This is a genomic window from Massilia sp. Root335 (assembly GCF_001425685.1).
GTDB lineage: Bacteria > Pseudomonadota > Gammaproteobacteria > Burkholderiales > Burkholderiaceae_D > Telluria > Telluria luteola.
Genome location: NZ_LMCY01000006.1, coordinates 47,890 through 71,619 on the forward strand (window position 1 = coordinate 47,890; position 23,730 = coordinate 71,619).

The following is a 23,730-nucleotide window of genomic DNA, read 5'->3' on the forward strand; positions in this document are numbered from 1 at the left end:
ATGACCACCAAACTCGATAAAGTCCTGTACACCGCCAAGGCCCACACCACCGGCGGCCGCGAAGGCCAATCCCGCAGCGACGACGGCCTGCTGGACGTGAAACTGGCTCCGCCGAAAGAAATGGGCGGCAAGGGTGACGCCACCAACCCGGAACAACTGTTCGCCGCCGGCTACTCGGCCTGCTTCATGGGCGCCATCAAGTTCGTCGCCGCACAAAAGAAAGTCGTCGTCCCGGCCGATGCCGCCATCGACGCCAGCGTCTCGATCGGCCCGATCCCCAACGGTTTCGGCCTGGCCGTGGAACTGGCCGTGAGCCTGCCGGGCCTGGACCGCGCCGTCGCGCAGGACCTGGTGGACGCGGCCCACATCGTATGCCCGTACTCGAACGCCACCCGCGGCAACATCGACGTCACGCTGAGCCTGATCTAACACAAACCGGGGTCAGAGCCCCGATTTGGGCAATTGCCCAAAATCGGGCTCTGACCCCGGTCGACTCTGACCCCGGTCGACTGACCCCGGTCGACTGCCCCGGTTCCCGACCGGGTCAATAGCTTTCGCTCACTAAGCAGCTTCATTGGATTAATTTTTCCTATGAGATCCATATAAACAGATAGTTTGCATGGATGCCCGTCGCGCTCTACCATGGTTGCGAATAGATCACAGCTATCGAATAAAAAACATCGATAGCCCAACCATTGAAAGAGCCACCATGACCCAACTCACCACCGCCTCCGGCATCCCCGTCGACGACAACCAGAATTCGATCACGGCCGGCCCGCGCGGCCCCGTGCTGCTGCAGGACTTCCACCTGATCGAAAAACTGCAGCATTTCAACCGCGAGCGCATCCCCGAGCGCGTCGTGCACGCGAAGGGTTCGGGCGCCTACGGCACCTTCACCGTCACGCACGACGTCAGCAAGTACACGAAGGCGGCATTATTCTCAGGCATCGGCAAGCAGACGGAGACGTTCCTGCGCTTCTCGACCGTCGGCGGCGAAAAAGGTTCGGCCGACACGGCACGCGATCCGCGCGGTTTCGCCGTCCGCTTCTACACCGAAGAAGGCAACTGGGACCTGGTGGGCAACAACACGCCGACGTTCTTCCTGAAGGACGGCATCAAGTTCCCCGACTTCATCCACACGCAAAAGCGCGACCCGCTGACGAACCTCAAATCGGCGCAGAACGTGTGGGATTTCTGGAGCCGCGCACCGGAAAGCCTGCACCAGGTGACGATCCTGTTCTCCGACCGCGGCATCCCGGACGGCTACCGCCACATGGACGGCTTCGGCAGCCACACCTATAGCCTCATCAACGACGCGGGCGAACGGGTCTGGGTCAAGTGGCATTTCAAGACGCTGCAGGGCATCAAGAACCTGAGCGCAAGCGAAGCCCAGCGCCTGGCCGGCGTCGACCCGGACTATGCCCAGCGCGACCTGTTCCACGCCATCGCCCAGGGCGACTTCCCGCGCTGGAGCGTGGAGATCCAGGTGATGGACGACGCCCAGCGCGCCGCCTGGGAGGCGAAGACCGGTTGGGACGCATTCGATCTCACCAAGGTGTGGCCGCAGGGCGAGTTCCCGCGCACCCCCGTCGGCATCCTGGAACTGAACCGCAATCCGGACAACTACCACGCCGACGTCGAGCAGGCCGCCCTGTCGCCGTCGAACATCGTGCCGGGCCTGGGCTACAGCCCGGACAAGATGCTGCAGGCACGCCTGTTCGCCTACCACGACGCCCAGCTGTACCGCGTCGGCACGAACCACCAGCACCTGCCGGTGAACCGTCCGCGCTGCCCGTTCCACAACCAGCAACGCGACGGCGCGATGGCGGTCGCCAACGGCGGCGCGGCGGCGAATTACGATCCGGTGCATGCGGACGTCCCGGCGCAAGGGGGCTTCGGCCACGGCGACGCCGGCTGGCCCGTGGAAGGCAACGCGGGGCGCTACGACACCCGCGCCGTCGATGACCATTTCACGCAAGCGGGCGACCTGTTCCGCCTGCTGTCCGACGACGGCAAGCGCAACCTGATCGAGAACATCGCGGGTTCGCTGTCCGGGGCGGATGCCGTCATCCAGGATCGCCAGATCGGCCATTTCCTGAAAGCGGATCCGGCGTATGGGCAGGGGGTGGCGGAGGCGGTTCGCAAGCTGCAGAACCAGGCGTAAATTCTCACAGAAAATCACCCAAGCCCTTCATTTTCAAGGGCTTCTGGACATTATGGACAAGTTCGGTAATAGTTGTTTCTTTAGAATAATAAGATGCAACCATGACCACTTTCATCCTGCGGCAGGGGGCCGTGACCGTTGTTCAGAATGGCGCGATGTCCGGCAGCGCGGCGGAGCCGGACGCCGCCGTCGTCACGATCACCGACTTCCTGACCGGTACGAACGGCGACGTGCTCGACGCGTTCAGTACCGGTAACTGGCAAGGCGTGACGCCGTTCGCCGGCTATTACAAGATCGAGCAGCGCGGCAGCGATGCCGTGCTCGAATTCGATGCCGACGGCACGGGCACCGCCGCGTCGTTCCAGGACGTCGTCATCCTCAAGGACGTCGATGCGGCCAGGCTCGTCGCGGACAACCTGGCCGGCTACCGGCCTGACGGATCGATCACCGGTCAGGCCATCACCGGCACGGCGGCAGCCGAGACGCTCACCGGCACGCCGCTGAACGACACGATCCATGGCGGCGACGGCAACGACGTCATCGATGCCGGCCACGGCGACGACCAGGTCTACGGCGATGGCGGCAACGACGTCATCGGCGCCGGCGACGGCAACGACACGGTGGATGGCGGTACGGGCAACGACACCATCACGATCACCGCCGCGGGCAGCGCGCCGCACACCGTGCTCGTGCGCGGCGGCGACGGCCAGGACGTGCTCGTATTCGGCCACGACAGCAGCGCCAGCGTGAGCGCGAGCGGCGGCGCCGGCGCCGATACTTTCGTGCTGGGCAATGGCCTGACGGGCGGCAGCGTCACCATCACGGACTTTTCCGCCGCGGGCGGCGACAAGCTGGACATCGGCAAGCTGCTGCCGGCCAGCCTGGGCAGCAATCCCTTCGGTGCCGGCTATGTGAAAGCCGAGCAGGACGGCAGCGACGTCAAACTGTACGTCGACCTCGACGGCGCCGCCGGCACCGCCCACGACTGGACACCGCTCGCGACGCTGGCCGGTACGAAGCTGGCGTCCCTGACGGCCTCCGCCTTCGTGGGCGGCTACGATCCTTCCGGCACGGATGCGGGCCACGTGCTCACGGGCACACCGGGCAACGACACGCTGAGCGGCACCGCGCTCGACGACACGATCTCGGGCGGCACCGGCAGCGACAGCATCGCCGGCGGACCCGGCCGGGATGTCATCGACGGCGGCAACGAGCCGGCCGGCGGCGACACTGTCGACGGCGGCTATGGCGACGATGTCGTGCACGGCGGCGCGGGCAACGACGTACTGCGCGGCGACGTGGGCAACGACAGCCTCGACGGCGGCACCGGCAACGACAGCCTGTCCGGCGGCACGGGCAACGACACCCTCGCCGGCGGCGACGGCAACGACACGCTCGTGGACGGCTTCGGCGCCAACGTGCTGGACGGCGGCGCCGGCAACGACACCATCGACGGCTCCAGCGTGCCGACCAATGCGGAGCGCGGCGACTCGACCCTCGATGGCGGCGCCGGCAACGATGTCCTCACGGCCGGCAACGGCAACGACGTCGTGCACGGCGGCACCGGCGACGACACGATCCGAATCGTCCTGAACGACACGACGCCGGGCCGGACGTGGCACTTCACGGTCGACGGTGGCGACGGCAACGACACCATCACCATCGACCGCACCAGCGACGTCGCGCATGCCGTCGTCGACGTCACCGGCGGCGCCGGCATCGACACGTTCGGCTTCACCGTGACCGACACGCCATCCGACACGCTCGTCATCAAGGATTTCCAGGCTGGCAAGGGCGGTGATGTGCTCGATGTCGTCCCGCTGTTTCACGGTTTTGAATTTCTCGGCAATCCGTTTGGCGCGGCTGGCGTGCTGCGCCTCGTCCAGGACGGCAACGATACCCGGCTCGTACAGCTCGCCAACCCATCCGACACGACGGGCAAGACGATGGCCGTGCTGGAAAACGTCGCCGCGGCGTCCCTCACGAGCGACAACTTCCCGATAGGTATCCACCCGGACGGCTCGCCGGCCGGCCTGGACCTGCAGGGCGGCGCCGGCGACGATTCGCTGGTCGGCGACTTCCTCGACGACGTCCTGCACGGCGGCGGCGGCAACGACTATTTGTGGGGCGGGCAAGGCGGCACCGACCTGCTGTACGGCGACGATGGCCAGGACGTGCTGATCGGCAGCGGCAACGACCACCTGTTCGGCGGCAGCGGCAACGACAACCTCGCCGGCATGTACAACGACACGCTGGAAGGCGGCGACGGGAACGACCAGCTGCGAGGAGAACATGGCCACACGACCCTCGACGGCGGTAACGGCGACGACGTGCTCACCGTCTACCATGGCGACGGCGACGTCCTGTTGGGCGGCCTGGGCAACGACACCCTGGACAGCAACAGCTACAACGATACACTCGACGGCGGCAGCGGCGACGACGTGTTGAAGGTAAGTACCGACTTCGGCCTGACGCCGTCGGCAGGCCCGCTCCACCTCGAAGGCGGCGACGGCGACGATACCATGATCCTGGCGCTGGGAGGCTGGGGGGGCCAGGTGATGGCGCACGGCGGCGCCGGCCACGACACCTACGTCATCGAAGTGGCGACGGACACGAGCCTCGTCACCATCACCGATTTCCAGGCCGGCAGCGGCGGCGATCGGATCGACCTGTCGGCGATCGCGCGCGCCACGAACGATTCGGTGTTCGGCCCGCAAGGCAATCTGCGACTCGAACAGCGCGGTGCCGACACCGTGCTGCTGGCCGACCGCGACGGCGGCGGACCGTTGGGCTTCACCGACCTGCTGATCCTGAAGAACGTGGACCACACCGCCCTCGGCGCGGACAATTTCTGGAGCGGTTACGACGTGGTCGGCAGCGGCCACGTGCTGACCGGGACGACCGGCGCGGACTGGCTGATCGGCAGCGCCGGCGACGACACGCTCAGCGGCGGTCTCGGCAACGATACACTCGACGGCGGCATCGGCAACGACACCCTGGACGGCGGCGCCGGTGACGACAACCTGGACGGCGACCGCGTCGGCAACCAGCCCTCGACCATCATGACGGGCAACGACGTGCTGCATGGCGGCGCCGGCAACGACGTGCTGGACAGCTGGTACGGCAGCGACACGCTGGATGGCGGCAGCGGCAACGACGTGCTGGACATCATATTGGCAGGCGGCCACGTGCGCGACGGCGACGTCATCCATGCCAGCGGCGGCGACGGCGACGATACCTTCTACATCGACCTGTTCGGGGACAACGCCGCGGACGTGCAATTGTCGGGCGGCGCCGGCAAGGATACCTACCGCGTCGACCAGAACCGCTTCGATGACCCGATCGCGATCACCATCACCGACTTCCAGGCCGGCGCGGGCGGCGACGTCCTGACGTCCTCCTCGTACTGGACGGGCGCCCCGAGCGGCGCCACCCCGTTCTCGGGCGGCTACTACCGGTTCCTGCAGCGCGGCGCCGACACGGTCCTGCAACTCGACCGGGACGGCGCGAACGGTCCGGACGATTATCACGACATCGTCATCCTGAAGAACGTCGACATGACGAAACTCGTGCCGGAAAACACGGGCGGCTGGCCGACCGACGGTTCGACGAAGGGCTCGCTGCTCGAAGGCACGGCGGGCAAGGACATACTGACCGGCACCAGCGTCGACGACACGATCCACGGCGGCGACGGCAACGACCACATCGACGGCCAGGACGGCAACGACCTCCTCATGGGCGACGCGGGCGACGACATGCTCTTCGGCGGCAACGGCAACGACACGCTCGTCGGCGGCGATGGCGACGACACGCTTCAGACCTCGGGCGGCAACGACCTGCTCCAGGGTGGAGGCGGCAACGACACGCTGTCCGTCAGCGCCAACCGGGAAGCCACGCAGGCCTTTCACGTCGTCCTCGACGGCGGCGCCGGCGACGACACGTTCACCGTCGACCCCGCGTTCGCCGGCGCCAACGAGGCCGTCGCGACGGGCGGCACCGGGCACGATGTGTTCGTGGCCGGCGCGAGCGCCGGGGCGAATTACTTCGTCACCGACTTCCAGGCGGGCAAAGACGGCGACAAGCTCGATCTCTCCACCCTGCTGGAAGCGTACAGCCACGGCGCCAATCCGTTCGGCAGCGGCTACCTGCGCCTCGACCAGAACGGCGCCGACACACTGGTGCAGTTCGACACCGACGGCCCGGGCGGCCCATCCGGCTTCCAGACCGCGCTGACGCTGAAGAACGTGCAGGCATCGACGCTCGTCGCGGACAACATCGTCGGCGGCGTCAATCCGCATCCGGACGTGGCGCCCACGCCCACGCCGCTGCCCTCCCCGGCGCCGACGCCGGAACCCACGCCCACACCCACACCCACGCCACCGGCGCCGACACCCGGCGAAACCCACACCGGCACCACCGGCACCGACCAGCTGGCCGGCACCGCCGGCAACGACACCCTCGACGGCGGCGACGGCGACGACGTCCTGCACGGCGGCGCCGGCAACGACATGCTCGCCGGCGGCACCGGCCGCGATACGGCCAGCTACGACGGCAAGTCAGGCGACTACAAGATCAGCCACGACGCCGCCGGCTGGCATGTGGCCGACCAGAGAACGGGCGGCACCGACGGCACCGACACGCTGCAGGGCGTCGAACGCGTGACCTTCGCCGACGCCACGCTGGCGCTGGACACGGACGGCGGCGCCGGCGCGGCCTACCGCTTCTATCGTGCCGCGTTCGACCGTACGCCGGACCTGCCCGGGTTGGGCTACTGGATCGGTGCGATGGACAAGGGCTCGTCCGTGCAGGACCTGGCGGCCAGCTTTGCGACGTCGAACGAGTTCAAGGACATGTACGGCGGGGCGAGCAATGCCGACCTCGTGAACCGGCTGTATCACAACGTGCTGCACCGGACACCGGAGCAGGCCGGGTACGACTACTGGCTGCACGTCCTCGACGCCAGCCAGGCGAGCCTGCCGGACGTGCTGGCCGCGTTCAGCGAGAGCGGCGAGAACCACGACGCGGTGGCGGACCTGATCGCGAACGGCATCCTGTTCACGCCCTGGCAAGGCTGACGCCGCGCATCAACCGGCCGTGTGCGCCGCCAGCCAGGACACGATCACGTCGAGCAGGCGCCGCGGCGCCTCGATCGGGATCATGTGGCCGGTGTCCTCGATGACGGCGAGCGTGGCGCAGGGGATCGCGGCCGCCATCTCGCGCGCCTCCTCCATGCTGCGCAACTGGTCCTGCGCGGCCGCCACGACGAGCGTCGGGCAGCGGATCTCGCCGGAACGTTCGAGGTCGCCCGGCCGGTCCAGCATCGACTGGCGCCGGAACACCTCGCCGCCGAGACGCGTGCCCATCGCGCGTATCCGTTCGATCAGCGCGTCGTCGTCGCGGCGGTCCGGGTGCAGCGACGTGGCGACGGCCGTGCGGCTCAAGCCGCTGAAGGCGATGGACGGCGCCGCGCTCGCGATCGCGCCCTTGCGCTTCTGCAGCGCGGCCGTGTCGCCGCGGGTGGACGTGGCGATCAGCACGAGCGCGCGCACGCGTGCCGGCGCCTGGCGCGCGATCGCGCGGGCGACGTAGCCGCCCATCGAAAAACCCACGAGCAAAAAGGAAGGTGGTGCCGTCGCGAGGACGCGGCGCGCCATCGCCTCGACCGACGTGTCGTGGCGCAGGTCGGCGTGGACGACGGGGCCGAAGCGCGCCAGCGCCGGCAGCATGTCGTCCCACAGGGTTTCGTCGGCCATGAAGCCGGGGACAAGCAGGAGAGCCATCCCGTCATCCTAGCAGACGGCCGCCGGCCCTGCCGCTCCCGATTTTCACCCGCGCCGGATAGGCGTGCCGACATATAGCGCACTGTCCTGAGTCGCCTCAAGGCGGACCGGCTCCGATGCGACTTTCATTGGTTCTTGTTGTCCGAGAAACCAAGGAGCCCCATGAAACCATCCGCCACCATTCGCATCAGCGTCAGCGTGCGCAACCAGCTCAGGTTCGCGTTCACCATCGTCATCGCCCTGTCGTTCCTCGCGACGGCCATCGCCATCTGGCGCCTGCAAGTCCTGTCGGACGACACCCAGGCCCTCACCCGGCGGCCGCTCGCCAAGGAGCGCCTGATTTCCGGCTGGCTGCTGAACACGTCGGTCGCCGCCAAGCGCACGGGGTCCATCGCGCGCTCCGCCGATCCGGAACTCGCGACGTACTACGCGCCCGAAACGCAAGACTCGACGACGCGCACCACCGCGCTGCAGCAGCAGGTCGGCGCGCTGCTCGACACGCCCGAGGAACATGCCGTGTTCGGGCAGATCGGCACGGCGCGCCAGCGCTACATCGCCACGCGCGACCGCGTCATGGCCCTCAAGGCCGGCGGCAAGGACGCGGAAGCCCGCAAGTACTTCGACGACGAATTCGTGCCCGCCGTGACGGCGTATCTCGGCCGGGTCAAGGCGCTGCTGGAACTGCAGCAGAAAGAGATCGACACGCGCGTCGCCGCGGTGCTCGGCAGCGCGGACCGCAGCAGCAAGGTCCTCTCGGCGCTGTGCCTCGCCACGCTCGCCTTCAGCATCGCGGCCGGCACCGTGTTCGGGCGTGTCCTGTTCCGGCGCCTGGGCGGCGAGCCGGCCGCCGCGGCGCTGGTGGCGGCCGAGATCGCGGACGGCAACCTGTGCGTGGCCGTACCCCTCAGGCCGGGCGACAACGACAGCCTGATGGCCGCCCTCGAACGCATGCGCGCCAGCCTCGCGGGCATCGTCGCCGACGTGCGCGAAGGCACCGGCACGATCGTTGCCGCCGTGGCCGCGATGGCCGGCGAAACGCAGGACCTGTCGCAGCGCACCGAAAGCCAGGCGCAGGCGCTGGAAGAGACGGCGGCGTCGATGGAAGAACTGACGCAGGCGGTCAGCCAGAACTCGACCAACGCCGACGAAGCCAACCGCATGGCGGGCGACGCCGCGCGCGTGGCGCAGCAGGGCGGCGCGATGGTCGGCCAGCTGGTCGACACGATGGGCGCGATCAACGCCTCGTCGGAGCGCATCGTCGACATCATCGCCGTCATCGACGGCATCGCGTTCCAGACCAACATCCTCGCGCTGAACGCCGCCGTGGAAGCGGCGCGCGCCGGCGAACAGGGACGCGGCTTCGCCGTCGTCGCGGCCGAAGTGCGCGCCCTGGCCCAGCGCTCGGCCGCCGCGGCCAGGGAAATCAAGGACCTGATCGACGCGTCGACCCAGCGCGCCGCCGACGGCGCGACCCTGGCCGGCCAGGCCGGGCAGACGATGCACGACATCGTCGACAGCATCAAACGCGTCACCGGCATCATGAACGAGATCGTCGCCTCCAGCCGCGAACAGGCCGGCGGCATCGGCCAGGTCAACCAGGCCATCGTGCAGATGGACGGCGTGACCCAGCAGAACGCGGCCCTCGTCGAGGAATCGGCGGCCGCGACCCAGTCGATGCACGAGCAGGCGCAGGCGCTGGCCGAGCGGGTGGCGCTGTTCCGCGTCGAGGCGAAGGCGCGGCCGGCGCCGACCGCGACGAAGCCCGCGCTGCCGCCGGCCCGCCGCCCCGCGCCGGCGCCCGCGGCGAGGCCCGCGACGGCGAAGCCGGCACGGATGGCGCCCGCCCCGGTGCGCGCGCCCGTCCGCAAGCCGGCCGCCACGGTCGACGCGGACTGGGAAGAGTTCTGAGCAAAAGAAGGGGCGGTTGCCGTCAGTGGGTTTCTCAGGCAACATCGTCCCTATCCTTCCTCTTTACGCACGACGCCATGAACCTGCCCGCCCACCAACTCACCATGACGGTCCTGATGACACCGGATACCGCGAATTTTTCCGGTAACGTGCACGGCGGGAACATCCTGAAACTGCTCGACCAGGTGGCCTATGCCTGCGCCAGCCGCTACGCCGGCACCTATGTCGTGACGATGAGCGTCGACCAGGTGACGTTCCGCCAGCCGATCCACGTGGGCGAGCTGGTGACGTTCCTGGCCGCCGTGAACTACACGGGCCGCACGTCGATGGAAATCGGCATCAAGGTCGTGGCCGAGAACATCCGCACCCAGCAGGTGCGCCACGTGAACAGCTGCTTCTTCACGATGGTGGCCGTGGGCGACGACAAGCAGCCGGTCCCCGTCCCGCCCCTGCGTCCGTTCGGGCCGGACGAGCAGCGCCGCTACGAGGAAGCCAAGGGCCGCAAGGAGCTGCGCATGGCGCTCGACCGCCAGCACGAGGAACGGGCGGCGGCGCGTTCCTGAACCGCAGGCGCGACAAAAATTATGGATTTCGCGTAACCCGTGCTATACTGCGCCGCCTTGGCCTGGTAGCTCAGTTGGTAGAGCAGAGGATTGAAAATCCTTGTGTCGGTGGTTCGATTCCGCCCCGGGCCACCAAGATTCAGAACAGAGCGCCAACCCATCCGGTTGGCGTTTTGCATTCCACCGTTCCTTTCATCACAGACTGCCATGACGACCCTTCCACCCTGCCCCGCCTGCGGTTCCGCATTGACCTACGAAGACGGCTCGGGCAACTATGTCTGCCCGGAATGCGCGCACGAATGGCCGGTCAAGGCCGAAGCGGCCGCGGACGAGGCGGCCCGCGTGTGGCGCGACGCGGCCGGCAACGTGCTGCAGGACGGCGATTCCGTCACCGTCATCAAGGACCTGAAACTGAAAGGCGGCGGCGGCGTGGTCAAGCAGGGCACCAAGGTCAAGAACATCCGCCTCGTCGACGGCGACCACGACATCGACTGCAAGATCGACGGCTTCGGCGCGATGAGCCTGAAATCGGAGTTCGTCCGCAAGAGCTGAGCGGGCAACCATCGGACATGAACGCCACCTGCGAGGTGGCGTTTTCATTTCCGGCCGTGCTTTCCCGCCGGTCCGATATTCGATTCGATATAGAAATCGTCAAAACCATGATTGGACGCCCCCTTGGGTTCGGCCTAGCATTGGGTCATCTGTCCGATCCACGAGAACAACAATGAAGAGACATCTCGCCGCCCTCCTCCTCGCGGCCTGCGCGCCGCTGTGCGCCGCCGAACCGGCGGCCCCGGCGCCCGTCAAGCTCACCGTCGACGCCACCCGGATAAAAGGGCCGATGACGCCGATCTGGGCGTGGTTCGGCTACGATGAACCGAATTACACGACGGCGCCCAACGGCAAGAAGCTGCTGAGCGAGATCGCCGCCCTGAGCCAGGTCCCCGTCCACGTCCGCACGCACAACCTCATGACGTCGGGCGACGGCAGCTACGCGCTCAAGTGGGGCTCGACGAATATGTACACCGAGGACAAGGACGGCAGGCCGGTCTACGACTGGACCATCGTCGACCGCATCTTCGACACGTACATCGAACGCGGCATGAAGCCGCTGGCGCAGATCGGCTTCATGCCGGAAGCGCTGTCGCAACGCCCGCAACCGTATCGCCACCACTGGAAGCCCGGCACGCCCTACCAGGACATCATGACCGGCTGGGCCACGCCGCCGAAGGATTACGGCAAGTGGTCCGAGCTGATCTACCAATGGGTCAGGCACAGCGTGGCGCGCTACGGGCAGAAGGAAGTCGAGAGCTGGTACTGGGAAGTGTGGAACGAGCCGGACGGCCTGTACCTGATCGCGCCGGACACGAAACACGAGTACTTCAAAATGTACGACTACGCGGCCGACGCGGTGAAACGCGCGCTGCCGACGGCGCGCATCGGCGGGCCCCACACGGCCGCCGCCGGACGCTTCATGGACGACTTCCTGCGCCACTGCCTGCACGAGACCAACTACGCGACCGGCAAGACCGGCTCGCCGCTGGACTTCGTCGCCTTCCACGCCAAGGGCGCGCCCAAGGTCGTCGACGGCATCGTGCGGATGGGCATGGACACGCATTTCCGCCACCTCGACGAAGGCTTCGCGCTCGTCGCAAAATACCCGGAACTGAAGAACATCCCCGTCATCATCGGCGAATCCGACCCGGAAGGCTGCGCCGCCTGCGGCATGCAGACCAACCCCGAAAACGCCTACCGCAACGGCACGCTGTACGCCAGCTACACGGCCGCCTCGATCGCGCGCGAGTACGACCTGGCCGCGCGGCGCGGCGTGAACCTGATCGGCGCGGTGAACTGGTCGTTCGAGTTCGAGGACCAGCCGTGGTTCGCGGGCTTCCGCGACCTGGCGACCAACGGCGTCGACAAGCCGGTGCTGAACGTGTTCCGCATGCTCGGCATGCTGCGCGGCGAGCGCGTGGCGGTGACGGGCGACCAGGCCTACGACGCGGCGCGCATCCAGGCCGCGGGCGTGCGCGGCGCGCGCACCGACATCGACGCGCTGGCCGCGAAGGATGCGCACCACATCGCCGTCATGGTCTGGAATTACCACGACGACGACATCATCGACGCCGGCTCCCCGGTCGAACTGCACATCGCCGGCATTCCCGCCAGACAGGTGCAGTTGCGGCACTTCCGCATCGACCAGGAGCACAGCAATTCGTACAGCGCCTGGAAGCGCATGGGCTCGCCTTCGCATCCGACGGCGACACAAGTGGCCGAGTTGCAGACAGCGAGCGCGCTCGCGCAACTGGGGGCGGATGCGACCGTGGAGACGCGGGACGGTACGGCCACGGTCAGGATGCAGTTGCCGCGGCAGGCGGTGTCGCTGATTACGCTGACTTATTGAATCGCGCGCTGCGCGCCTGCGTCGGAGATCCTTGGCGGCTCGTTCGGGCAGGCGTTGTCCCATCTCGTCACTCGCATCGCGTCCACTTGTTCGCCTACAGTATCAACGCGCAAGCAAGTGCCGTCCTTTGCATAGTAAAAAATACAAAGACTTCCTCCGTCGGTGGAACAAGAATCGACTTCAAGGAATTTTCGGTCAGCGAGGCGTTTTTCCGTGCCATCGTACTCATCGCTATCGTCGGCATGGATGCGAATCGGCTTCCATCCGGATTCAATGAGACGCGCACGGACGCTTACAAACGATGCGCCTTTTTGCAAGTGCAGGCTGATCACTGCAGTTGATCGCTCGTTTGCACGAGCTACGCCATCGGGGCCGGAGAGGAACATGAGTAACGCGGCGCCGGCGAGCGCGATCCGTGTTGCGACTGCGGTGGATCGCGAATCGCCGAGCCTTGGATCGTCATCGATGCCTATGACACCGTGTCCTTCGTGCTTCATGACGCCTCCAAGTGCTTGAGCCCACTTAATGATATGGAGCACTAGAAGCATTTCCGTGCGAAATGTCAGACAGTGCCGTCTACCCCAAAGCACCCACCAACATTACCGGAACATTAACTTTGTAACAGAACCTGGCCATTGCCATTTTTGTCACGAACGTGTCACGCCCCTGGACGATTCTGTGCGCGGCCCGATCCATCGATCGCGTATTCCCGACTCTGACCAGGAGACTCCTCGTGAGGTTAGCAAAGACCTTGATTACCCCGCTCGCGCTCGGCATCCTGCTGGCCGCCTGCGGCAGCGACAGCAACCGCACCACCACCGCGGCCACCACGCCGGGCAGCGCTTCCGGCACCACCACGCCGGCGGCTCCGGCCGCCACCCGCACGATCATCATGGTGTGGGACGGCCTGCGCCCCGATTCCGTCAATGCGACGGACACCCCGAACCTGTACGCGCTGCGCCAGAGCGGCGTCAACTTCAGCGACAACCACTCGACCTACCCGACCTTCACGATGATGAACTCGTCGTCGTTCGCGACGGGTTCGTTCCCCAAGACCAGCGGCTTCTACGGCAACACGTTCTGGACGCCGCCGCAAGGCAGCGCCAACGCAATCCCGGCCGGTAGCGGCGCCGGCGGCGCGGCCCAGGATTACCAGGACCCCGTGTTCACCGAAGACTATGCGGTGCTGACGACGCTGAACGATTACTACGGCGGCCAGCTGCTGCTCGTGAAGAGCCTGTTCGCCACGGCGCAGGCGGCCGGTCTGACGACGGCCACGATCGGCAAGTCGGGCGCGGCCTACCTGCAGGATCTCGGAAAGGGCGGCGTCTTCCTCGACGAAAACACCGTGCAGCCGCGCAGCCTCGTTACCGAGCTGCAGGGCGCGGGCTTCGCCGTGCCGGCCAACGTCGTCAAGAATTATGCCGGCGCCGACGCCGTCACGCTCGCCGCCACCAACGGCAATCCGACGGCGCGCGCCGGCTACGTCACCTTCAACACGACCGCGTTCGACCCGGCCGGCAACGTGACCGTCGCCGCGCGCGATTCGGCCGACACCACGCAGGGCGCGCCGGAAGACGCGGCCAACAAGTACATGATGTCGGTGTACACGCAATACATCCTGCCGCAAAAGAAGCCGATGCTGTCGCTGATCTGGTTCCGCACGCCGGACAACGTCGAGCACGGCTACGGCCCCGGCAGCGCCAACATGAAGGCGGGCCTGCGCTCGCAGGATGCGCGCCTGGGCGAGCTGATCGCCGCGCTGCGCGCCAACGGCATGGACAGCGCGACCAATATCGTCGTCGTGTCCGACCACGGCCACTCGAGCGTCTCGGGGCCGGTGTCGACCTTCCCGCTGCGCGCCATCACCGCGTCGGCGACGGTGCCGAGCGGCGGCGTCAGCGGCGCGGCCATCGGCGCAGTGGATGCCAACGGCTTCTCGTTCTCGGGCGACGTGCGCTCGGCCGACCTGCTGACCTACCGCGGCTTCGCAGCCTATGACGGCGCGGGCTGCTCGACGAGCGCCATGGTCGGCCTCACCGCCGACGGCAAGCCCGTCATGCCGGTCAAGGTCGACGCGACCGGCAGCCTGTGCGGCAGCACCAACGCCAAGTACCAGGCCATCAGCGCGGGCCTGGCGAAACCGGTCGCCAGCTTCAAGGTGCCGGCGCCAGGCAGCCTGCCGGCCAACGGCATCGTCGTCGCCGCGAACGGCGGGTCCGACTATTTCTATGTGCCGGGCCACGATGCGGCCACGGTCCAGAAGCTCGTGACGTTCCTCCAGCAGCGTGAGGAATACGGCGCGATCTTCGTCGACAGCCGCTACGGCAGCATCCCGGGCACGCTCGCGCTGGCCCAGGTCAACCTGGAAAACGCCAAGCGCCAGAACAACGGCCAGCCGGACGTCGTCGTCTCGTTCTCGTGGGACTACAACACGTCGGTGCAGGGCATGCCGGGCATCGAGTTCGAGAGTTTCGGCGGCCAGCGCGGCATGCACGGCAGCTTCGGCATCGCGGACGTGCACAACACCTTGATCGCCAACGGCCCGTCGTTCCTGGCGAATAAAGTCGTCACGACGCCGTCCGGCAACGTCGACGTGGCCCCGACCGTGGCGTACCTGCTCGGCCTGTCCATGCCGCAAGCCGACGGCCGCGTGCTGAACGAGGGCCTCGCGACGCCGGCCACCAAGGACGTGCCGACCGTGACCCCGTCGACGGTGACCCCGGCCGCCGCGGCCACCGGTCTCACGTTCGAACTGCCGACGGATCCGACCGGCGCCGCGAAGGACACGACGCTGACCAAAGGCACGTACAACATCGAGCTGTCGGTGAAGGACCTGACCGTGGGCGGCAAGTCGTACCGCTACTTCGACTCGGCCCGCGCCGTGCGCAACTGACGACCCAAGGAGTCCTCATTGAATAACGCCCTTCCCGGCCACGCCGGAAGGCGCGCGTCGCGGTCGCTCGTGCTCTGCACGGCGGCCGCGGCCGTGTTTTCCGCGCCCCTGTCCCACGCCGCCGCGCCTGACTTCGAGCACGTCTTCAGTACGCGCGGCGAGCCGCCGGCCACCCACTTCCAGGCCACCTATCTCGCCGGCGGCGCCGAACACCATGTGGAGGTCTGGCGCGACGGCGAGCGCCGCATCCGCCGCCGCACGGACGACAAGGCCGAAAGCTTCGCGGTGCGCGCGGCCGGCAGTCCGGACTACCGGCTGTCCGTGCTGGACCTCGGTAAAAAAATCCGCACCGACATCGACCGCGACAACCTGTACCGCATCGGCCAGTTCACCGACTGGTTCGACCTCGGCCACGGCCTGCGCCATCCCAAGGGCGACTACCGGCTCGTGCCGGCCGCCACGCCGCACGGCGCCGCGCACGCCATCGGCGCCTGCGAATGGGTCGCCCTCGTCCAGGGCACGCAGACGACGCACGTGTGCTGGAGCGCGACGGCGAAGCTGCCGCTGCTGATCCAGGGCGCCGACGGCCGCATCGTGTGGCGCGTGACGAGCGTCGACCACAAGGCGATCCCGGACCGGGTCTTCGCGATCCACGACGCCGGATTCATCCGCAACGACGCGAACGCGGACATCGAGCGCGACTGAATGAGGCCGCGCCCGCGATGATGCCGTCGTTCAGACCTTCTTGAGCGCACTCCCCTTGTGGGCCGCCTCCGCCCCGGTCTTGTCGCTGACGACCAGATATTCCGGATGCGCCGGCGACGCGGCCACCTCGTGCTGCTTGATGGCCGTGGGCGACGCGCCATTTCACCACGAACCGCGATTCCGGACCGCACGGCCGGCACCGCGTCATACGCCGGTAACATGCCCACGGGTATGATGAGGCAACGGAATCCGGCCACGAACCCCATGTACAAATCCAGGAAACGCCTGCTGATCCTCGACGCGGACGGCACCACCATCGACGCTTTTTCCGCCATCGAGACGGCCTTCGCGCGGCACGGGCTGGACATCGGCGACGAAGCCAGCTTCCAGAAGCGCCACAACCTCTTCAAATACCTGGGCGGGTTGAAGGAATTCCCGTCGATCATCAAGAAGAACCTGCGCAAGAACAGCCGCGCCAGGCTGGTCGACAGCCTCACGGAAGTCTACCGGCAGGAAGCGGCCATGTACGAAGGCATTCCGGATCTCGTGCGGGAACTGGTCGCGGCGCCGGACGTCGTCGTCGGCATGGTCACGCGCAACATCACGAACGAACCGCTGGAGACGCTGCGCCAGCTGTTCCAGCGCCACGACGTCGACATCGACGCGCTCGACTTCCTCGTCCACATTCCGCTCTCCGAAAAGAAGACGAGCCAGTTCCGCGCGCTCCGCGAGCAGTTCGGCATCAATCCGGCACGGGCCTATGTCTGCGGCGACGAGCACAAGGACTTCGCGGCCGCGATCGGCACGGGCATGCATCCGTTCATGGTGTCGTACGGTTTCGAGGACTTCGACCGGCTGACCGAAAAATTCGAGATTCCCCACGAGCTGATTGCGCGCACGCCGGGCGAACTGTGCCAGCGCGTGCGCCACGCGCTCGACCTCGGCACCCGGCGCGGCGCGGGAACGATCAGTACGCGTACCAGAACAACAGCGCGCTGACGACGCCGAATGTCCAGTAGTCGACGGGCGCGCCGGCGAACCAGCGCTTGTGCCACGGGACCAGTTCGCGCTTGAAGCGGCGCCAGCCGAAGGCGGGATTGACGACGAACCAGAGATAGTCCTCGACGATCCAGAACAGCATGACGGCGCCCAGCGCGCGCGCTTCCAGCGCCAGCGACCATTGCCCCATGAAGGCCAGCGGGAAATGAAAGATCACGCCGATGAAGGAAAACATCCACGCGTGGTAGCCGGTCAGCGTGCGGCCGCCCCAGAAGATGTCGAGCAACGGATGGTCGTCGATGCGCCAGGTGGGCAGATTCGCCGCCCAGCCCGCCTCGCCTTCGATCTCGACTTCGACCCGGGCGAAAAAATAGGCGGCCACGACGACAGCGGCCAGCGTCGCGACGAACTGGCCGGCATGGGAGAGTTCAAACAAAGGCATCGATGGGTTCGGGTCGTTTCGGGGCGGCGGCAAGGACGGTGGCGAGCACGGCGGCGGCGGCGTGCGGCCGTCCCAGCGCGCGGGCGCGGAGGCGCATCGTCTCGAGTTCGTCCGGATGGGCCATCAGGTAGCGGACGCGGTATTCCAGCGACGGCGCATCGAACGCCTTCATGGCCGCGCCATACTCCAGCAGGAAATTGGCATTCCGCTCTTCCTGCCCGGGAATCGACGCGTTCACGATCATGGGCAGGCCCATGGCGAGGCATTCCGCCGTCGTCGCCCCGCCCGGCTTCGTGATCGCCACGTCGGCGCACGCCATCAGGCGTTCGACCCGATCGGTGAAACCCTGCGGCACGAGGCGGCCCGGATGCGCGGCCGCCAGGCGTTCCAGCACCGCCAGCTCGTCGGCATTGCGGCCGGCCAGGACGATCAGCTGGAAATTGCCGGGAATGGCCAGCAAGCGCTGCGCCAGCATGGACAGGCCGCCCAGGCCCGCGCCGCCGCCCATCAGCAGGAACGTCATGCGGCCGGGGTCGATGCCGAGCGCGCGGGCGCATTCGGCGCGCTCCAGCTGGCGCGTGAATGCCGGCATGACGGGGATGCCGGTGACGTGGATCGTGTCGCCCGGGATGCCCTGCTTGCACATCAGGAAGGCGACCTCGTCGTTGCCGGCGAAATAGCCGGCAACGTGCCGGTGCACCCACATGCGGTGCAGGTCGAAGTCGGTCACCTGCACCCATACCGGACACGGCAAGGTGCCATCCGCGGCTTCGCGCGACAGGATCTCGGCCGGCAGGAAATGCGTGCAGACGATGGCGTCCGGGCGCAGCGCCGCGATCTTTCCGAGCAGGGGCGCGCTGTCGCGGCGCTCGATCCGGCGCCGCAGCCGGTGGGCCCAGCCGTCCGGCGCGGCGCCGTTGGTGTACTGGTAGATCCAGCTCCATACAATGGGCGCGCGCCGCACGAGCATGATGTAGAGGTCGGCGTAGACCTTGCGCAGGCGCGGCGTCGCGTACGCGGTGGCGTCCAGGTGGATCACCTCGGCGCCGCCCGGCTGGGCCTCGGCCCCGGCACGGATCGCTTCCGCGACGCGGGTATGCCCGGCGCCCGCGGGCACGCTCAGCACGAGGATGCGCTTGCCCGTCCTGCCTTCCTGCTCCACCAGACGCCCACCCATCGCGCTCGCCCCGCCGGCCATATCGATGACTGGCACTGTAGCTGGCGATTATGACTTCGCCGTGACGGGCGTATACGTGGGCACGGGGTGCCCACCCTACGGCTGCCGATTATGACTTCGCCGTGACGCCAGGCGTGCGCCCCTTGCCAAGCGCGGCCGCGCACGCGATCATGGGCCATGAACCCGCTCATCCCATCCCGCACCCTCGCCCGCCTGGCCGGCCTGGCCCTGCTGCTGGCGAGCAGCGCCTGCCGCAGCGATGCGCCGCAGGCTACCTCCGCATCCAATGGCGGCGCGCCCTTGCTGGCGCGCATCGAGGCCGAGCGCGGCGATGCCGCGTGCGACACCGACGCCCAGTGCCACACGATCGGCGTCGGCCACAAGGCCTGCGGCGGTCCCGAGCGCTACCTGGCCTGGTCCAGCAAGAACAGCGACGGCTCGCGCCTGCGCGCGCTCGTGGCCGCACACGCGGCCGCGCGCAGCGCCGAGGACACGAAAAAGGGCATGATGTCGACCTGCTCCGTCGTCCCCGATCCGGGCGCGGCGTGCACCGCCGGCCATTGCGTGCTGCGCGCCGCCGGCGCCGGTCCGGGCGGCATGGCGCCCGTGGCGCGCTGAAACACAGGGCGCACTAAACATCTATCCCGGTAGGGCGGGCTCCCCGAGCCCGCGCGGACGTCTGCGTTCATGCTGCGTCACGCGTGGGCCGCGGGCCGCCCACCCTACGGGACGACGTTATAAAAAAAGGCCGCTCGTGGCGGCCTCAAGTCGAGCAGTAATCCGACGATTACTCGACCTTCGCCTGCTTGTTGCCGGCGTTCTGGAACAACGGGATCGGGTCGGTCGTGTCGACTTCGACCATCGTCGTTCCGACCGGGGTCGCTCCGGCCAGGTAGGTGAGCGAACCCAGATGACGCTTGCCGGTCGCGAGACCGGACCATGAGACCACCACCGACGCGGTGCCGCCGACGGCGACCATGCTCGGTGCCACGGCCTTGAAGTTGCCGCCGGTCGCGGTCGGGCTCAGCACCCAGGTCGACAGCTTGTACGTGGCGCTGCCGCCCACCGGCGCGTAGCCGACGACGCAGACCTTGTAGTCGCCTGCCGCCGGGTTGTTCAGCGTGACCATTTCATTCGCCGTCGAACCGCCGCTGGAGCCGACGACGGTCGTGCCGCGCGCCACCACCAGGTCCAGGTCGGACGCACCGCCGCCGCTCGTGTCGCTGTCGTACAGGGCGAAACGGGCCGCCGTCGTGCCGGCCGGGATGGAGACGGTATGCACGTTCACGCCGGTGGCGCCGCCGCCCGTGCACGCGCTGTTGCTCGTGTCCGTCGCGGTGACGACCGTCGAGTTGAACTCGGTGGCCGGGATCAGGCCGGACCTGGCGACCGACATCGCGCCGCCGAATCCGGTGCCGACGGTGACCAGCTTGGTGCCGGACGTCGCTTCGCTCGACACCGTGGCTGGCGCGGCGATCGTGGCGGCGCGCGCCGTCAGCGGGCTGCGCACGATGTGCGTGCCGTCGCTCCAGGTCAGCTTGCCGTACACCCAGGTGTTCAGCGGGGCCGTGGTGCGGGTCAGCTTGACCGTGAACGTGCCTTTCGCGCCCGGCGCCAGGTTCAGCGTGGCCGGCTGCACGGCGACCGTGAAGCCCGGCAGCGCGGCGCTGGCGTTATACGTCGCCGCCGCCGTGCCGACGTTCGTCACGGTGCGGGTCAGGGTCTGGATGCCCAGCACGCTGGCCGCCGTCAGCGAGGCCAGGTTCAGGTTGTACGGCTGGATCGAGCCGACGGCCGAGCAGGTGCCCGGGCTGAACACATTGGTGATGCCGAGGCCGCACAGGAAGCGCGCGTAATCGATCGTGCCCAGGTCGTACACGAGGCCCGGATCGGAGGCGACGGACGGCGCCACGTGGCCGGCGCCCTGGCCCCATGGCAGCGTGCCGGTGGTCCGGGCCGTGCTGTCCCAGGGCACTGCGCCGTTCTGGCCATCGTTGAACGTGTCGTAGGCCGTCGTCATCAGGGCCGACTTGATCATGGCCGGGCTCCAGTCCGGATGGCGCTGTTTCAGCAGCGCGGCGATGCCCGCCACGTGCGGCGACGCCATCGAGGTGCCGGTGTAGAACGCGAAGTCCTTGCTTGGTGCCGGCTCGCCGCCGGCGACCGCATCGCGCTGGGCATGGGTCAGGTCGGCGCTGACGGCGGCCAGGATGTCCGTGCCCGGCGCCGTGACGTCCGGCTTCATGATGTTGGCGTTGGCCACGTTCGGGCCGCGCGACGAACTGCTGTTCATCTGCGGTGCCACGATGTTCGGATCGACGATGCCGCGCAGGTTGTTCAGCGCCGCGGTGGCGCCTGGCGTCGCGGCATAGTAATCCTTGACCTTCTGGCCGTCCGCGCTCGTGATGTGGACGGTCGAGACGGTGTGGGCCTGGTTCAGGATCGTCGTAGCGCTGGTCGGCGTGTTGGCGATGATGACGCCCACGGCGCCGGCCGTCTTGCCGTTCGCGCTCTTGTTGACGAGCACGTTGCTGCCGCGGTCGCAGACGAGGATCTTGCCCGTCACCTTGGCCGGGTCCAGCTGCGGGGCGATGCCGTCTGCCGGGCCGAAGCACAGGTTCAGGTTCGCGCTGGCCGGGTCGACGCCCGCCAGGCCGGCATCCTTCGCCAGGATCAGCGGCGCCGACGGCGTGTTGGCGTTGCCGGACGCGCCGGTGACGGTCACGCCGTTGCCCAGCGCGACGTCGCCCGCATACGTGCGGTTGTGCGTGGAGTTGCCGACGGTGGTCAGCCACGGGCTGATGTGCGCGACCGGCGCCGTCGCGGGGCCGGAGTTGCCGGCCGATGCGGCCACGAACACGCCGGCCGCGGCCGCGCCGAGGAAGGCGACTTCGGTCGGTTCGTTGAACGCGCCGCCGCCCGCGTTGGGGCCGATCGAGAAGTTGATGACGTTCACGCCATCCTTCACGGCCTGCTCGATCGCGGCCACGCTGTTCGAGGTGGCGCAGCCATTCAGGCCCGTCACGCCGTCGGTCCAGCAGACTTTATACGCGGCGATGCGGGCGCGCGGCGCCATGCCGGTGATCTTGCCCAGCGACAGGCCGTTGGTCATGGCCGTCACGTGCGCATTGCCGCCGGCCGTGCTGGCCGTGTGGTCGCCGTGGCCGCCATGGCCTTCGGCACCGGCCACGGAATCGCGCGCCGACAGGAATTCGGTCCAGTGCAGCGTCTGCGTCGGCTGCTTGAAATACCGTGCGCCGATCAGCTTGTTGTTGCAGTCGCTGGCGGCGAAGCCTTCGCCGGTCTGGCAGATGCCTTTCCAGGTCGCCGGCGGCGCATCGTAGGCCAGCTTGCTGCCGGCACGGCTCGGGTTGCCGTTCTCGTCGACGTGGTCGGCGAAGCTGTCCTGCTCCGGCCAGATGCCGCCGTCGACGATGCCGATGACGATGCCTTCGCCGGCCTTGTCCTGGCCGCCGACCTGGTCCCACAGGCCGCCCGGCTTGTCGAGGCCGAGGAACGTCGGGGTGTAGCTCGTGTCGAGCTGCAGGATCGAGTCGGCCGAGATGTTGGCGACGCCGGGATTCTTCTTGAGGGCGCGGACCTCGGCGTCGGTCAGCATCGCCGAGAAGCCGTTGAAGACGACCTTGTATTCGTTGGTGACCTGGGCCTTGTTGACGGTGGCAAGGACGTCGGCCTGCTTCGTCTCCAGGTAGGTGATGTAGTTCTGGACGGTCGACGCGTCGACGTTCAGGCGCTGCCCGGCGGCCGGCTTTGTGGCCGAAAGGCCGCTGACCGTGCCGTCATAGGTGGCGACCGGCTTGTCGGCCAGCTGGACGATGTAGGAACGGCGGATGTCGCCGTCGGCATAGGCCTGGGTGGCCGCGGCGACGGTCAGCGCGAACAGGACGGCCGAAGTGATGGGACGCAGTTTCATGGTCGGCTCCGGCGATCAGGCGAGGTTGGACGAGGCGGCCGGCTTGCGGCGGCGCAGGACGAGCGCGCCCATGCCGAGACCCAGCAGCGCCAGGCTGCCCGGCTCCGGGACCGTGGCCAGCGTGATGTTGTCGATGGCGAACTGGGCCTGGTAGATCGTCGGATCGGACCAGTCCTGCGCGACGGTGCAGCCGCCGATACCGTCGAACAGGCAGGCGCGGATCGTCAGGCTCATCAGCGCCGCGTTGCCGAAGGCCGTCGGCAGCGTGGCCGTATCGAACAGCGGATTGCCGCTGGCGTCGGTGCCCGCGAAGTCGAGCGCCGCGTCGACCGAGGTGCCGTTCGCGAGGTTACCGGTGAGCATCAGCTGACCGTAGGAAAAATTCGGCTGGCCGCCGACGGGGGCGACGAAACCGTAATCGAGGCTGCGCAGGTTGAACGCGCCGCTGTCGTTCTTCTTGATCGTGACGCCGCCGTCATTGACGCCCAGGTAGAAATGGCTCGTGTTGTTGGTCGGGCAACCGCCCGTCCAGCAGGTCGTCGGGTCCATGCCGTTGGCGAGCAGGCCGACGGCGCCGCTGCTGCCGCTGGGGCCGTGATTGTCGAGCGCCTTCAGCGTGTAGCCGGCGTCGGTGAACGTGTCGCCGCCGAGGTAGAAGGCGTCGGGGCTCAGGGATTCGAAGTCGACCACGGTGGCCATGGCCGGTGCCGTCGCCAGCAGCGCGAACGCCGCGGCAACGCCGAGAACGAGTTGATTCA

Annotated in this window: 18 protein-coding genes and 1 tRNA gene; 12 read left to right on the forward strand and 7 right to left on the reverse strand. The window is 67.8% G+C overall.

Features of this window, described 5'->3' with window-relative positions:
- From ASC93_RS05280 to ASC93_RS31895, 3 genes are all read left to right on the forward strand, one after another.
- Window positions 1-429: an organic hydroperoxide resistance protein gene (locus tag ASC93_RS05280; RefSeq protein ID WP_056438217.1), complete on the forward strand. Its 429-nt coding sequence runs from the start codon at window positions 1-3 to the stop codon at window positions 427-429.
- Window positions 430-709: 280 nt separating this feature from the next.
- Complete coding sequence (locus ASC93_RS05285; RefSeq protein WP_056438220.1) at window positions 710-2,164, forward strand: catalase; 1,455 nt, start codon at window positions 710-712, stop codon at window positions 2,162-2,164.
- Between the two features lie 101 nt (window positions 2,165-2,265).
- Window positions 2,266-7,239: a type I secretion C-terminal target domain-containing protein gene (locus ASC93_RS31895; RefSeq protein WP_267874924.1), complete on the forward strand. Its 4,974-nt coding sequence runs from the start codon at window positions 2,266-2,268 to the stop codon at window positions 7,237-7,239.
- Between the two features lie 9 nt (window positions 7,240-7,248).
- Here the strand turns inward: ASC93_RS31895 and ASC93_RS05295 are convergent, their stop codons facing one another.
- Window positions 7,249-7,944 (reverse strand): alpha/beta fold hydrolase, encoded by a 696-nt coding sequence (locus ASC93_RS05295; protein WP_056438226.1) that lies wholly within the window; start codon window positions 7,942-7,944, stop codon window positions 7,249-7,251.
- Between the two features lie 162 nt (window positions 7,945-8,106).
- Between ASC93_RS05295 and ASC93_RS05300 the strand changes: the two genes are divergently transcribed.
- The 5 genes from ASC93_RS05300 to ASC93_RS05320 all read left to right on the forward strand — a co-directional run bounded on the left by ASC93_RS05300 (window position 8,107) and on the right by ASC93_RS05320 (window position 12,819).
- Window positions 8,107-9,852 (forward strand): methyl-accepting chemotaxis protein, encoded by a 1,746-nt coding sequence (locus tag ASC93_RS05300; protein WP_056438229.1) that lies wholly within the window; start codon window positions 8,107-8,109, stop codon window positions 9,850-9,852.
- Between the two features lie 77 nt (window positions 9,853-9,929).
- Window positions 9,930-10,415 carry an acyl-CoA thioesterase gene (locus tag ASC93_RS05305; protein WP_056438232.1) on the forward strand — a complete coding sequence of 162 codons (486 nt, stop codon included), beginning with the start codon at window positions 9,930-9,932 and terminating at the stop codon, window positions 10,413-10,415.
- 59 nt (window positions 10,416-10,474) lie between these two features.
- A tRNA-Phe gene (locus tag ASC93_RS05310) sits at window positions 10,475-10,550 on the forward strand.
- Window positions 10,551-10,622: 72 nt separating this feature from the next.
- The gene (locus ASC93_RS05315) at window positions 10,623-10,967 is read left to right on the forward strand and encodes a zinc ribbon domain-containing protein YjdM (RefSeq protein ID WP_056438235.1); all 345 of its coding nucleotides are present in this window, start codon (window positions 10,623-10,625) and stop codon (window positions 10,965-10,967) included.
- Window positions 10,968-11,139: 172 nt separating this feature from the next.
- A complete protein-coding gene (locus tag ASC93_RS05320; protein WP_056438238.1) occupies window positions 11,140-12,819 on the forward strand; it encodes a beta-xylosidase in 1,680 nt (559 codons plus the stop codon).
- Here the strand turns inward: ASC93_RS05320 and ASC93_RS30420 are convergent.
- Window positions 12,813-13,316, reverse strand: coding sequence for a hypothetical protein (locus tag ASC93_RS30420; protein WP_157201751.1), 504 nt, complete (start codon window positions 13,314-13,316; stop codon window positions 12,813-12,815). The two genes, ASC93_RS05320 and ASC93_RS30420, sit on opposite strands and share 7 nt — an antisense overlap.
- A gap of 236 nt (window positions 13,317-13,552) precedes the next feature.
- On the opposite strand from ASC93_RS30420, the gene ASC93_RS05325 reads away from it, so the two are divergent.
- Both ASC93_RS05325 and ASC93_RS05330 read left to right on the forward strand, forming a co-directional pair.
- A complete protein-coding gene (locus ASC93_RS05325) occupies window positions 13,553-15,715 on the forward strand; it encodes an alkaline phosphatase family protein (protein WP_229412605.1) in 2,163 nt (720 codons plus the stop codon).
- Between the two features lie 18 nt (window positions 15,716-15,733).
- Window positions 15,734-16,420: a hypothetical protein gene (locus tag ASC93_RS05330; RefSeq protein WP_056438240.1), complete on the forward strand. Its 687-nt coding sequence runs from the start codon at window positions 15,734-15,736 to the stop codon at window positions 16,418-16,420.
- A gap of 30 nt (window positions 16,421-16,450) precedes the next feature.
- Here the strand turns inward: ASC93_RS05330 and ASC93_RS32485 are convergent, their stop codons facing one another.
- Window positions 16,451-16,561, reverse strand: coding sequence for a DUF2945 domain-containing protein (locus ASC93_RS32485; protein ID WP_082547787.1), 111 nt, complete (start codon window positions 16,559-16,561; stop codon window positions 16,451-16,453).
- Window positions 16,562-16,684: 123 nt separating this feature from the next.
- Between ASC93_RS32485 and ASC93_RS05335 the strand changes: the two genes are divergently transcribed.
- Window positions 16,685-17,419, forward strand: coding sequence for an HAD family hydrolase (locus tag ASC93_RS05335; protein ID WP_056438244.1), 735 nt, complete (start codon window positions 16,685-16,687; stop codon window positions 17,417-17,419).
- Here the strand turns inward: ASC93_RS05335 and ASC93_RS05340 are convergent.
- Together ASC93_RS05340 and ASC93_RS05345 are read right to left on the reverse strand one after the other, a co-directional pair.
- Window positions 17,388-17,861 (reverse strand): hypothetical protein, encoded by a 474-nt coding sequence (locus ASC93_RS05340; protein WP_056438247.1) that lies wholly within the window; start codon window positions 17,859-17,861, stop codon window positions 17,388-17,390. The genes ASC93_RS05335 and ASC93_RS05340 overlap by 32 nt on opposite strands.
- On the reverse strand, window positions 17,848-19,038 hold the full coding sequence (locus tag ASC93_RS05345; RefSeq protein WP_056438303.1) for a glycosyltransferase: 1,191 nt from the start codon (window positions 19,036-19,038) through the stop codon (window positions 17,848-17,850). Before ASC93_RS05345 ends, ASC93_RS05340 begins: the two co-directional genes overlap by 14 nt.
- A gap of 177 nt (window positions 19,039-19,215) precedes the next feature.
- Between ASC93_RS05345 and ASC93_RS05350 the strand changes: the two genes are divergently transcribed.
- Window positions 19,216-19,656: a hypothetical protein gene (locus ASC93_RS05350; protein WP_056438249.1), complete on the forward strand. Its 441-nt coding sequence runs from the start codon at window positions 19,216-19,218 to the stop codon at window positions 19,654-19,656.
- A gap of 169 nt (window positions 19,657-19,825) precedes the next feature.
- Here the strand turns inward: ASC93_RS05350 and ASC93_RS05355 are convergent, their stop codons facing one another.
- On the reverse strand, window positions 19,826-22,972 hold the full coding sequence (locus tag ASC93_RS05355; protein WP_056438252.1) for a S8 family serine peptidase: 3,147 nt from the start codon (window positions 22,970-22,972) through the stop codon (window positions 19,826-19,828).
- Between the two features lie 15 nt (window positions 22,973-22,987).
- Window positions 22,988-23,671: an NF038120 family PEP-CTERM protein gene (locus ASC93_RS05360; RefSeq protein ID WP_056438255.1), complete on the reverse strand. Its 684-nt coding sequence runs from the start codon at window positions 23,669-23,671 to the stop codon at window positions 22,988-22,990.
- Between the last annotated feature and the right edge of the window lie 59 nt (window positions 23,672-23,730).